Source organism: Salinicoccus sp. RF5, assembly GCF_020786625.1.
In the GTDB taxonomy this organism is placed as follows: Bacteria; Bacillota; Bacilli; order Staphylococcales; family Salinicoccaceae; genus Salinicoccus.
Genome location: NZ_JAJGRC010000001.1, coordinates 147280 through 159111 on the forward strand (window position 1 = coordinate 147280; position 11832 = coordinate 159111).

10 protein-coding genes are annotated in these 11832 nt (G+C 51.3%); 9 read left to right on the forward strand and 1 reads right to left on the reverse strand.

What is annotated here, in order from left to right:
- Window positions 1–2 precede the first annotated feature (2 nt).
- Window positions 3–350, reverse strand: a complete 348-nt coding sequence (locus LLU09_RS00910; protein ID WP_228310084.1) for a YtpI family protein — start codon at window positions 348–350, stop codon at window positions 3–5.
- Between the two features lie 140 nt (window positions 351–490).
- On the opposite strand from LLU09_RS00910, the gene LLU09_RS00915 reads away from it, so the two are divergent.
- From LLU09_RS00915 to LLU09_RS00955, 9 genes are all read left to right on the forward strand, one after another.
- Window positions 491–1390 carry a DHH family phosphoesterase gene (locus LLU09_RS00915; protein ID WP_228310085.1) on the forward strand — a complete coding sequence of 300 codons (900 nt, stop codon included), beginning with the start codon at window positions 491–493 and terminating at the stop codon, window positions 1388–1390.
- 14 nt (window positions 1391–1404) lie between these two features.
- Window positions 1405–4545, forward strand: coding sequence for a DNA polymerase III subunit alpha (locus tag LLU09_RS00920; RefSeq protein ID WP_228310086.1), 3141 nt, complete (start codon window positions 1405–1407; stop codon window positions 4543–4545).
- A gap of 71 nt (window positions 4546–4616) precedes the next feature.
- Window positions 4617–5840: an NADP-dependent malic enzyme gene (ystJ, locus tag LLU09_RS00925; RefSeq protein ID WP_228311099.1), complete on the forward strand. Its 1224-nt coding sequence runs from the start codon at window positions 4617–4619 to the stop codon at window positions 5838–5840.
- Complete coding sequence (locus LLU09_RS00930) at window positions 5840–6277, forward strand: FadR/GntR family transcriptional regulator (RefSeq protein ID WP_228310087.1); 438 nt, start codon at window positions 5840–5842, stop codon at window positions 6275–6277. The genes ystJ and LLU09_RS00930 overlap by 1 nt, the downstream gene beginning before the upstream one ends.
- An 18-nt stretch (window positions 6278–6295) precedes the next feature.
- Window positions 6296–7147, forward strand: coding sequence for an acetyl-CoA carboxylase, carboxyltransferase subunit beta (accD, locus tag LLU09_RS00935; RefSeq protein ID WP_228310088.1), 852 nt, complete (start codon window positions 6296–6298; stop codon window positions 7145–7147).
- Window positions 7148–7149: 2 nt separating this feature from the next.
- Window positions 7150–8103, forward strand: a complete 954-nt coding sequence (locus LLU09_RS00940) for an acetyl-CoA carboxylase carboxyltransferase subunit alpha (RefSeq protein WP_228310089.1) — start codon at window positions 7150–7152, stop codon at window positions 8101–8103.
- A gap of 109 nt (window positions 8104–8212) precedes the next feature.
- Window positions 8213–9172 (forward strand): 6-phosphofructokinase, encoded by a 960-nt coding sequence (gene pfkA, locus LLU09_RS00945; protein ID WP_228310090.1) that lies wholly within the window; start codon window positions 8213–8215, stop codon window positions 9170–9172.
- A gap of 11 nt (window positions 9173–9183) precedes the next feature.
- Window positions 9184–10944 carry a pyruvate kinase gene (gene pyk, locus LLU09_RS00950; RefSeq protein WP_228310091.1) on the forward strand — a complete coding sequence of 587 codons (1761 nt, stop codon included), beginning with the start codon at window positions 9184–9186 and terminating at the stop codon, window positions 10942–10944.
- A gap of 90 nt (window positions 10945–11034) precedes the next feature.
- Entirely contained in the window at window positions 11035–11778 is a 744-nt protein-coding gene (locus LLU09_RS00955) for a hypothetical protein (RefSeq protein ID WP_228310092.1), read from the forward strand.
- The last annotated feature ends 54 nt before the right edge of the window (window positions 11779–11832 follow it).

Sequence of the window (11832 nt, forward strand, 5' to 3'; positions counted from 1 at the left end):
ATCTATTTTCGAGACTTGCGATTGAACTCTGCCCAGGCCTCATCTTCAATCGGCAGGTTGCCTTTGAAGTATTTCCTTGCAGCATTGAAGTGCCATATATTATATGCGCCTACTGCGATGAACAGTGCGCCGATAATATACGAAACGGCTGTAGGAAACTGGATGATCGTATTGAGGCCGAACGACAGGATCAATATGCCAAGCCAGATCCTTGATATGCTGTTGTAGTATGCCTTTCTGACGTCACGTCCGCACCTTACCATCCTCACCTTATAGAGGATGAACATGAAAAAGCTGAGGAGGAGCACAGTGACGAGAAAGGAGACAGCAATCTGATATAACATTTCCATCGGATACAACTCCATTCCATAATGTAGTATAATTTATTATACTGACCAAGTAAATCCAAATAGAGGGAGATTTTTAATTGTTCACAGAATATATAAATAGGTTTCCAACTTTGAAAAGCAACCACAAGTCACTTCTCAACATGATTAACGAATACGACGAAATAATCATTCTGAGGCACGTGAGGCCTGACCCAGATGCCATCGGCGCCCAGCTGGGCCTCAAGGCGATCTTGAAATCAATCTTTCCGAACAAGAAGGTGACGGCACTCGGAGAAATGGAGCCTTCCCTTGCATTCCTCGGGGAGATGGATACTGCGGCATCAGTGGAAAAACCGCTTCTCATCGTAGTGGATACTGCCGGCGTCGACAGGATTGATGGGGACCTGTCCCTTGGAGATAAGGTCGTCAAGATCGATCACCATCCGAATAACGATCCATTCGGAGACCTCAATATCGTGGAGACGGGTGTATCATCCACTTCAGAACTGATATTCCTGCTGTCCTTCATATGGGGCTTCGACAACGACTACATCAATGATGTTTCAGCCAGGCTTCTTTTTGCTGGCATCGTCGGCGACACCGGCAGGTTCCTGTTCGACAACACGAGTAGCATGACCCATCTGGTTGCATCCGAGCTGAAGAAGTTCAATTTTGATGCGACGAAGGACATGAGTGACATGAACAGGCAGTCCATCAGACAGTTCAAATTCAAAGGCTACCTCATCGACAACTTCGAAATGACCGATAAGGGCGTCCTTTCCGTATGGGTCCCGAAAGAGGTGCTTGAAGAATATGACATCAACAGCAATGAAGCGAGCATGCACGTCAACCTCTACAGGGAGATTGAAGAGGCTGCCGTATGGTTCATGGCCGTCGAAGAGGAGGATGAAATCCGTGTCAGGCTGCGTTCCAGGAAAGCCGTCATCAACGATGTGGCAGAAAGGTTCGGTGGCGGCGGACACCCGCTTGCGAGCGGAGTGAGCCTCGATTCCAGGGAGGAACTGGATGCACTGGTCAAAGCATTGGAGAGCAAACTTTAAAAGGGGGCGGCCCTATGATCAATTTGAATGTTCACAGCTGCTACGAATTTTTGAATAGCAATATCAGGATTGATCAGCTGCTTAAGAAAGTATCTTCGGACGGGCAGACGGCTGTGGCACTGACCGACTTCAACCGTCTGCACGCCATCTACCAGTTCGTCAGCCGCGCGGATCATTTCGGCGTGAAGCCGCTGATCGGCATGGAAATCGCGGTGGATGACCAGCTGGATGGCATCCCCTTGGTCCTGATCGCAAAGAACACCCCGGGCTACCGTGAGCTGATCCGGCTCTCGGCTATGCTTTCCTACAAGGACCTGCACTACACACCTCAGAATTTCCTGACTAAAAATATCCACAACTGCCTCGTGATAGCAAAAGACGCTTCAGGCATTGAGATGATTGAGACGATACCCGTCGACCCGGCTGACAAATATGCAAGCCACGAAGTGGCGGAATCTCCATTTGAACGTGTATTCATCAGGCGGTCCCACTACATATCCCCGGAGGACCTGCCTGCAAAGGAAGTGCTGAATGCCATCCGCGACAACGGAAGGATCGATCCGGAAGAGATCCGCAATCTGCGGGGAGAGGACTATGTAAGGACTTTTGATGACCTGGACGAAGCGGAAAGGCAGTACCTGGAAAATAATGAGGCACTGGCCGGGAAATGTGATGTTACACTGCCCCGTGCCGAGCGGACACTGCCACATTATCCGCATCCGGACAATCATGATTCGAAAGCTTTCCTATGGAATATGCTGAAGGCACAGCTTGAATCTAAGACCGATGGCAGTGATGCATATGTCGAAAGGCTTGAGTATGAATATGAAATCATTGTGGAGATGGGTTACGAAGATTACTTCCTGATTGTGCAGGATGCCGTCAACTACGCAAAACAGCAGGGGATATATGTCGGGCCGGGCAGGGGGTCTTCAAGTGCGAGCCTCGTCTCCTTCCTGCTGAACATCACTGAAATAGACCCGCTCAAATACAATCTGCTGTTCGAACGCTTCCTGAACCCAGAACGTGTCACGATGCCGGATATCGATATAGACTTCGAGGATACGAGACGGGATGAGGTCGTGGCGTACCTCATTGAGAAATATGGGGAGATGAATGTCGCCCATATCGTGACCTATGGGACGCTGAGTGCCAAGATGGCCGCGCGTGATGTCGGCCGGGTGCTTGGTTTCAGTAACGACGAATTGAAGATGATCTCAAACATCATCCCGGAGGCCCCTGGTACAAGGCTGGAAGAGGCGTTTGCCACAGATGCGTTCCAGTCTCTTGTTGAGGCGGATGAAAGGTACGGTGTCTATGCAGCCATGTGCCGCAAGATAGAAGGTTTGCCGCGCCATACGTCGACCCATGCTGCAGGCGTGCTGCTCAGTGAGGACAGGCTGACGGACAATGTGCCGGTCATCTTCAGTGAAGGGCACACCCTGAGCCAGTGGCCGATGAATGAAGTCGAGGGCTCGGGGCTCCTCAAGATCGATATCCTCGGCCTTAGGAACCTGTCGCTGCTCAAAAATATGGTGACCCGGATAAAAAGGGTGGACGACGGATTCAGTCTGTCCGACCTCCCGGACGACCCTGACGTGTACCGGCTGCTCGGCCGCGGCATGACCCTGGGCGTATTCCAGCTCGAGTCCGACGGCATTCGGAAAGTCATCAGGGAGATGAAACCGGAACAGTTTCTGGACATCGTCGCCGTCAACGCCCTCTACCGTCCCGGACCGATGAAGGAAATCCCCAATTTCATCGCCGGCAAACGGAATCCCTCCTCCGTCAAGTATCCCCATGATGATATCAGGGACATCTTGAAGGAGACATATGGCGTCATCGTCTATCAGGAGCAGATCATGCAGATTGCCTCCAGGATTGCGGGATACTCCTATGCGGAAGCGGATATTCTGAGGCGTGCGATGAGCAAGAAGGACAGGGAGACGCTTGAACGGGAGCGCGGACATTTCGAGAAGGGTGCAGAAGCGTGTGGCTACAGCAGCAACGTCGGCCGCCATATCTTCAACCTGATCCTCGAATTTGCAGATTATGGCTTTCCGAAGAGTCATGCCGTCGCCTACAGCAGAATTTCCTACATGCTCTCCTACATCAAGACGAAGTTTCCGGAAATATTCTACTCGGTCATATTGTCCCATCACTATGGAAATGACGTGAAAGTGGAGCAGGTCATCAATGAGGTGAAGCAGAGGCAGATTAGGATGCATCCGCCGGACATCAACCGTTCGGTCTGGAGCAACAGGAGTGGAGACGGCATCCAGCTTGGTTTTTCGATGATCCGGGGTCTGACATACCGGATGAGCGAGGCGATAATCGAGGCGCGCAAAGAAGGGCCATTCGAGGACATATATGAGCTTAAGACGCGTGTGAAGGATGTGGTGCTGGGCAGGAAGGTGCTGACACAGCTCATTTTCTCGGGGGCGCTGGACTGTTTTGAGGAGAACCGGAAGACATTGCTCCAATCGCTGCCCATGCTCGATGAACTGAACTCCGAAGAGTATGCCCACGACTCGTTCCTGAGTACACTGGGCTTCAACATAAAGAAGGAATACAATTACGCGGATGAAATGGATGATATCGAAAAGATAGAAGGGGAGAAGGAAGTCTTCGGTTTCCACCTGTCGGATCATCCCATCATTTCATTGCAGAAATCCCTGCAGTACATCCCATTTTCCCTCCTCCATCAGAAGAGGCAGGGGACCTATCTCGTATTTTTTGAGAAAATCAAGACAATACGTACGAAAAAAGGGCAGAACATGGCCTTCGTCAGGATATCCGATGGATACCAGGAGATGGAAGGCGTCATCTTCCCGAAGGTGTATTTCAACGTTCATCCCAAGCTGTCGCACAGAATCGTCGCGGTGACCGGAAGGATCGAGGTCAGGAAGTCCCAGCCGCAGCTGATCATCGATTCTGTGGAAGATGTGGAAACGTTCCGTGACGACTATATCCATAAGTCAAAAAGTGTCGTCATACGGAACTCTGCAAACTACGACATATCGGGACTGCTTGGTGCAGAAGGCATACCCGTCCATGATTTCGACCGGAAGGAAGAGCTTGGCAATGTTGAAAAATCAAACTTCCATAAGCTGCTGGAACACATTGATCTGTCTGATATCCGCCTGCTTGCGTGAACTTGTTGTCATGGAAAATGGATAATGTTAATATAATTGGTGGTATGACCACTCAAGAAAGGAAGATCATAGTGTCCCTAAGAGATGATGCACTAGAAATGCATAGAGAAAAGCAAGGAAAACTTTCCGTAAACTCCAAAGTGGAGATAAAAGACAAGGAGGCGCTGAGCCTGGCCTATTCGCCGGGGGTGGCCGAGCCCTGCAAGGAAATTTATGAAGATGAACGCACGGTCTTCGACTATACGATAAAAAGCAATACCGTCGGCGTCATCACAGACGGATCGGCCGTACTCGGCCTGGGCAATATCGGTGCGATGGCGAGCCTGCCGGTAATGGAAGGAAAAAGCGCCCTGTTCAAGAATTTTGCCGGAGTGGATTCCTTTCCGCTTGCCCTGGATACGAATGATGTGGATGAAATAGTCAGGACGGTCAGGCTCCTCACGCCTGTTTTCGGCGGTATCAACCTTGAGGATATTTCTGCTCCGAGATGCTTCGAGATTGAAGAGCGTCTTGGACGTGAAACGGATATACCCGTTTTCCATGACGACCAGCACGGCACGGCTATCGTCACCCTGAGCGGTCTGATGAACGCCTTGAAGCTGACCGGAAAATCACTCAACCAGATCAAAGTTGTACTGAACGGCGCAGGCGCTGCCGGAGTGGCGATCGTCAAGCTGCTCCACAGTTTTGGTGTGAATGAGATGGTCATGTGCGATTCCAGAGGCGCAATCTATGAAGGCCGGCCGAACGGCATGAATGATGTGAAGGAGGAAGTCAGCCGATTCACCAACTATAATCGTGAGGAAGGTGAACTCAGTGATGTCATCAAAGGCGCTGATGTATTCATCGGTGTATCCGTTGCGGGCGCGCTGACGAAAGAGATGGTGGAGAGCATGGCCGAGAACCCGATCATATTCGCAATGGCCAACCCGAACCCTGAAATCATGCCGGAGGATGCGAAGGCTGCAGGCGCACTTGTCGTCGGAACGGGGCGGAGTGATTTCCCGAACCAGATCAATAACGTTCTGGCCTTCCCTGGAATATTCAGGGGTGCACTTGATGTCAGAGCGACAAACATCAATGAGGAAATGAAGAAGGCTGCGGTCCTTGCGATTGCGGACCTGATCGATGAAGATGATCTGCACAGCGACTATGTCATCCCCGAGCCGTTCAACAAGGAAGTGGCACCAAACGTGGCGCGGGCTGTGGCGGCAGCGGCGATGGAGACGGGTGTGAGCCGCATCAAGGTGGACCCGGATGAAGTCTATGATAAGGCTCGGAGGCTGACGCTATAGTGTCTGATGAAATGGCGGAAAAAAAAGGGCTGGAAAATATTGTTGAAGAAATTCACAATCTCATCGAATCCGAAAATATCCAGGTGGGTGAAAAACTGCCAAGTGAAAGATATCTGAAGGAAAAGCTGAATGTGAGCAGACAGAGTGTAAGGGAAGCCCTGAGGGCGCTTGAACTTCTCGGCATCATCTACGTCAGGCGTGGAGAAGGGACATTTCTGGCTGACATCGACAGCCATCAGCTTTTCCAGCTCATCGGCAGATATCTGATACGGACGGAAAGGCAGCAGAATGAAATAGTTGAAATAAAACAGGTGATCGAGGCCTATGTGAAATCAAAGCACCAGGATGACACAGTGACTGTGCTTGATGATGACAATCAGATCATGAAGAAGATCTACATCCTGCTCGACAAATATTCAAAAGCTTTCAAATCGTAAAGAAGCAAGGGGTTTATTATGCTAAAAGACTTGTTCTCCAAACTGAATAAAAAAGTGAACGAAACCGACCGTAATGATGGCACTTTCGAAAACAGCGAGGCCATCATGACGAAGTGTCCAAACTGCAAGAAGATACTGTACTCGAAGGAACTCTACAAGCGGCTGAATGTCTGCACGAATTGTGAACATCATCTTCCCATAACCGCTCCGGATCGTATGGAGGCGCTGATGGACGAAGGATCGGTGATGCCGATCCTCGAAAGCATCACTTCCGCGAACCCCCTGAACTTTCCCAACTATGAATCCAAGCTGAACAAGGATAAGGAGAAGACAGGGTTGAATGAAGCGGTCATCTGTGCGGAAGGGACCATCGAAGGGACACCTGCTGTAGTGGCCATCATGGACTCCAGGTTCAGGATGGGCAGCATGGGTTCCGCCGTCGGCGAAAAGCTGGCCAGAACCTTCGAATATGCTACAGAGCGCCGTCTTCCTGTGATCGTCTTTACGGCGAGTGGCGGTGCGCGCATGCAGGAGGGCATCATCTCACTGATGCAGATGGCAAAGGTGAGCGTGGCCATTGAGCGCCATAACCAGGCCGGGCTCCTCTATATCGCCTATATGACAAACCCGACGACGGGCGGGGTATCTGCAAGCTTCGCATCCGTCGGGGATATCAACCTTGCTGAACGGGGTGCGCTCATCGGCTTTGCCGGCAGACGGGTGATAGAGGAGACCATCAAGGAAAAACTGCCGGATGATTTCCAGACAGCCGAATTCCTACTGAAGCATGGACAGCTGGATGAAGTCGTCAACCGCAGGGATATGAAGAGCTATCTCGGAAGAATACTGAAACTGCATAGTGGGGTGTGACCATGGCGTTTGAATTTGAAAAGCCGATTTATGAGCTGGAAGATAAGATTGGAGAACTTGAGAAGTATGCTGCAAAGAACAAGATCGATCTGACGAAGGAAATCAATTTCCTTGAGAAGAAGGTCGAGGACAAGAAGGATGAGGTCTACAGCAATCTGACCCCGTGGCAGCGCGTCGAAATAGCGAGGTACGTCAAACGTCCGACGACGCTCGAATACATTGAGGAGATGTTCGATGATTTCATCGAGTTCTTCGGAGACCGCGTGCACAGTGATGACGCTGCCATCGTAGGGGGGATCGCATCATATCATGGCACTCCTGTTACGGTCATCGGACATCAGCGCGGCCGGGATACGAAAGGCAACATCCACAGAAACTTCGGCATGGCGCATCCGGATGGCTACCGCAAGGCACTGAGGCTGATGAAACAGGCGGATAAATTCAACCGTCCGGTCATATGCTTCATCGACACGAAGGGGGCATATCCGGGGAAAGCGGCAGAAGAGCGCGGGCAGAGCGAGTCCATTGCGCGTAACCTAGTTGAAATGGCCGGTCTCAAAGTGCCGGTGATCAGCATCGTCATCGGGGAAGGCGGCTCTGGGGGGGCTTTGGCCCTTGGTGTATGCAACCGGCTCCTGATGCTTGAGAATGCCACGTATTCCGTCATTTCTCCGGAAGGAGCAGCGAGCATACTCTTCAAGGATGCATCCCTCAAGGAGATTGCTGCGGAATCCCTGAAGATCACTGCTGCAGACCTGAAATCATTCGGCATCGCAGATGAGGTCATCGTGGAGCCGAAAGGTGGCGCCCACAATGACAGGGAGGCAGTGATCTCCGCGCTCGATGCAGCGATCGCAAGGCACCTTGATGAGCTTCGCACCATGGACGGCCAGACATTGATGGATGACCGTTATGAAAAATACATGAATATCGGCGTTTTTACTGAACAGTCCTGATCCAGACTGTTCTTTTTTGGCTTTAAAACGGTTTCAACCACTCAAATTATGGCTAAGGATAAGCAGTTGTGCTATTTTAAAGATAAGATCATGTTTAACGGAGGGAACTATGAAGAAAATTGCAGTACTGACAAGCGGAGGAGATTCTCCCGGCATGAATGCCGCAGTAAGAGCCGTCGTAAGGAAAAGCATATATGAAGGCATAGAAGTCTACGGTGTATACCAAGGCTATCAGGGCCTCGTCACCGACAATATAAAGAAACTCGAACTGGGGGATGTCGGAGACATCATCCAGAGAGGGGGCACAAAGCTCTATTCTGCAAGGTGCCCGGAATTCATAGAGCCCGACGTCAGGAAAAAGGCCATCGAAAATCTCCAGAAGCGCGGCATCGACTCCCTTGTAGTCATCGGTGGGGACGGCTCCTACAGAGGCGCCCAGCGTCTGAATGAAGAGGGCATCCATACAGTCGGCGTACCGGGCACGATAGATAATGACATCAACGGCACGGACTATACCATCGGATTCGATACGGCCCTCAATACGATCATTGACGCGGTCGACAGGATCAGGGATACGGCGACGAGCCACGAACGGACCTTCATCATCGAGGTCATGGGAAGGGACGCCGGTGACCTGGCACTTTGGGCCGGTGTGGCAGGCGGGGCTGAGACGATCCTCATCCCGGAAGCCCCATCCGATATCAAAGAGGTTGCCGAAAGGATCGAAACCGGCATGAAGCGTGGCAAGAAGCACTCCATCATCATCGTTGCAGAAGGTGTGATGAGTGCAGGGGAATGTGCAGATGAGCTCCGCAAATACATCAATGTGGATACACGCGAGAGCGTCCTCGGCCACATGCAGCGTGGAGGAAAACCGACGGGCAGCGACCGTGTGCTGGCCTCCCGTCTGGGGGCATATGCAGTGGAACTGCTCCTGAATGATATCCACGGACACGCAGTCGGCATTGAAAACAACCGTATGACGAAGACGAGCTTCGACAAGGTCTTCGAAGAAAGCCACAAGATAGATGAAGGTCTATACAGACTCTCGAGAGAGCTATCCATATAGGAGGAATTGACATGCGCAACACTAAGATAGTATGTACGATAGGACCCGCTTCCGAGTCACCTGAAATGCTGGAAAAGCTGATGGATGCAGGCATGAACATCGCCCGCCTGAACTTTTCCCATGGTGACCATGAAGAGCATCGGGCAAGGATCGCGAACATAAGAAAAGCAGCGGACAAGCTTGGCCATACAGTAGCTATCCTGCTCGATACAAAAGGACCTGAAATCCGTACACATACGATGGAGAATGGGGAAATCGAACTTTCCAAGGGACAGAAGATCACCGTATCCATGGAAGAGGTCCTCGGGACGCCTGAGAAGTTTTCCGTAACTTACGCAGGGCTGATCGATGATGTCGATACCGAAGACCGCATCCTGCTGGATGACGGGCTGATCGAGCTGAAAATCGACGACATTGACCATGATGCGAAAGAAATACACTGCCATGTCCTGAACGATGGCGTGTTGAAGAACAAGAAGGGCGTCAATGTACCCGGTGTATCCGTGAAACTTCCAGGCATCACCGAAAAGGACCGTGAAGACATCATTTTTGGCATCGGGGAAGGTGTCGACTTCATTGCAGCGAGCTTCATCCGTACGAACAGCGATGTGCTGGAGATACGTGAGCTGCTCGAAGAGCAGTCTGCCGAATACATCAAGGTCATTCCGAAGATCGAGAACCAGGAAGGCATCGACAACATTGACGAGATCCTGGAAGTATCGGACGGCCTGATGGTGGCGCGCGGCGACATGGGTGTCGAGATTCCACCAGAGTCCGTACCGATGGTCCAGAAGGACCTCATCAAAAAATGCAATATGCTCGGAAAGCCAGTGATTACTGCCACCCAGATGCTGGATTCCATGCAGTATAACCCGCGTTGTACACGTGCTGAAGCCAGTGACGTGGCCAATGCCATCTATGATGGCACGGATGCGGTGATGCTGAGCGGTGAGACGGCTGCCGGGGACTATCCATTGGAATCCGTACAGACGATGGCCAGCATCGCCGTTTCTGCTGAAGAGGCACAAGACTATAAGAAGCTCCTCTCTGCACGGACCAAGTCGCTACAGACGAACCTCGTCACGGCCATCGGTGTCTCCGTTGCCCATACGGCCCTCAACCTTCAGTGTCGTGCAATAGTGGCAGCCACTGAATCAGGTCATACAGCGCGGATGATTTCGAAGTATCGCCCGCATGCTGACATCGTTGCCGTGACGCCGCATGAATATGTGGCCCGCCAACTCCAGCTTGTCTGGGGTGTGCATCCCGTCGTTAAGGAAGGAGAGCGGGACACTGATGAGTTGCTGAATGTATCCGTATCTGCGGCAATGGAAAAAGGTTTTGCCACACACGGTGATCTGCTGATCATCACTGCAGGGGTGCCGGCTGGTGAAGCCGGAACGACCAACCTGATGAAACTGCACATCGTCGGGGACGTCCTCGTACGGGCCCAAGGGATCGGCAGAAGAAGTACTGTCGGCGAAGTTGTCATCATTAATTCATCAGACGACATCTCTAAAAAGGACGTCGAAGGAAAAATCATCGTTGTCCAGTCTGTGGACGCCGATATGACCCCTTATCTCGAAAAGGCTGCGGGTCTCGTCACCGTAGAAGGTGGGCTGACCTCCCATGGTGCCATTGTGGGGCTGAACTTGAATCTGCCGACGATCGTTGGTGCCAAGGAAGCGCTTGAAGTTCTTGAAGAAGGTATGACAATCACTGTAGATTCGGAACAGAACTGCATCTTCAGCGGTCATGCCAATGTACTATAGGCACTATTCAGGAAAGGGTACTGTAAAAGTGCCCTTTTTGTTGTTGTAGAGCAAAGGGACGGCCGGTATAATGTAGATGAGGTGGCGGAGATGAAAAAATTACTATTATTGGCAGTCATGCTGTGGCTGGCTGCATGCGGCAATGGGGCCGATGAGTCCGGAGCCGAGAATCCGGAAGAACAGAATGAGGAAACGACGGAATCCCATGAAGGGGAGACGCAATCTGAAGAAGAGGAAAGTTCGATGACTGCTTCCGAACTGCTGGATGAATCATCATCGGCATGGGGGGACACTGTAAGCTATGAAGCGAGACAGACGTCCACTATTTCTTCTGGTGAAAGCCAGTATGTGTTCAGGACCATCACGACAAGAAGCGAAGCGGATGAAATCAAAGTGGAAGTTGATGATGGGGAAGAAATCAAGACACACTATATCGTTGAAGGTGAGCATTTCATCTATCAGGGTAACAACACCGAAGCGCAGGATGCGCCGCGGGAAATCGACGGCAGCGAATATGGTGCGCTCATCTCCGGTCTTGAACCCTATAGGGAAGGGACGGTAACGGAGGTCGAATCCGGCTATGAGCTTCGCTATACCATGGATGGTAAAGAGGGTGCCGAGCCATTCCTCGATGATGGGATGGCAGAGCTGCTCGACGATGTCGATACATTCAGCGGCCAGGTGACGCTACAGTTCAATGATGAATTTCAGTACACCGAAGCCAAGTTCACTCTGACGGTCGGTTCAGATGAGGAAGAGGTGAACATCATCTCGAATATCACCATGGACAGGATCGGGGAAGTCGACAGGATTGAAAAACCGAAAAATATGTAGCAGAAGCGGCCGTTCAGGAATGGACGGCTTTTTTTCATAATTTATAGTAAGCGC

Bases quoted from the DNA above. Each gene is read 5' to 3' on its own strand.
- LLU09_RS00915 (WP_228310085.1), top strand. From the start codon at position 491: ATGATTAACGAATACGACGAAATAATCATTCTGAGGCACGTGAGGCCT.
- accD (WP_228310088.1), top strand. From the start codon at position 6,296: ATGCTAAAAGACTTGTTCTCCAAACTGAATAAAAAAGTGAACGAAACC.
- LLU09_RS00940 (WP_228310089.1), top strand. From the start codon at position 7,150: ATGGCGTTTGAATTTGAAAAGCCGATTTATGAGCTGGAAGATAAGATT.
- LLU09_RS00955 (WP_228310092.1), top strand. From the start codon at position 11,035: ATGAAAAAATTACTATTATTGGCAGTCATGCTGTGGCTGGCTGCATGC.
- LLU09_RS00920 (WP_228310086.1), top strand. From the start codon at position 1,405: ATGATCAATTTGAATGTTCACAGCTGCTACGAATTTTTGAATAGCAAT.
- pyk (WP_228310091.1), top strand. From the start codon at position 9,184: ATGCGCAACACTAAGATAGTATGTACGATAGGACCCGCTTCCGAGTCA.
- pfkA (WP_228310090.1), top strand. From the start codon at position 8,213: ATGAAGAAAATTGCAGTACTGACAAGCGGAGGAGATTCTCCCGGCATG.
- LLU09_RS00910 (WP_228310084.1), bottom strand. From the start codon at position 350: ATGGAAATGTTATATCAGATTGCTGTCTCCTTTCTCGTCACTGTGCTC.